The following is a 484-nucleotide window of genomic DNA, read 5'->3' on the forward strand; positions in this document are numbered from 1 at the left end:
CGAGGGTGGCCACCACCGCGACCGGATCGCGCACGCCGGCGGCGACGCCACGGGCGCGGAGATCCAGCGGGCGCTGATCGCGGCGGTCGCGGCCGCGCCCGAGATCGAGGTCATCCAGCACGCGTTGGCGCTCGACCTGCAGCTCGCCGACGACGGCGGCGTCGCCGGGGTGACGCTCCACGTGATGGGGGAGGGCCAGCACGACGGCGTCGGCGCGGTCCGCTGCCGCGCGGTGGTCCTGGCGGCCGGCGGACTGGGGCAAGTCTTCTCCGCCTCCACCAACCCCAGCGTCTCGACCGGCGACGGCATGGCGCTCGCGCTGCGCGCCGGGGCGGCGTTGCGCGACCTCGAGTTCGTGCAGTTCCACCCGACCGTGATGTACCTCGGCGCCGACTCGCTCGGCCAACAGCCCCTGATCTCCGAGGCCGTGCGCGGCGAGGGCGCCTTCCTCGTCGACTTCGAGGGCAACCGGCTCATGGAGGGT

At 74.8% G+C, this 484-nt stretch carries 1 protein-coding gene; it reads left to right on the forward strand.

All coding sequences use genetic code 11. The features are described from left to right. On the forward strand, positions 1 to 484 hold a 484-nt coding region (locus IEQ44_RS15565; RefSeq protein ID WP_193639393.1), incomplete at both ends, for an FAD-binding protein.

The sequence above is a fragment of the Nocardioides malaquae genome (genome assembly GCF_015070385.1).
Lineage (GTDB): Bacteria > Actinomycetota > Actinomycetes > Propionibacteriales > Nocardioidaceae > Nocardioides > Nocardioides malaquae.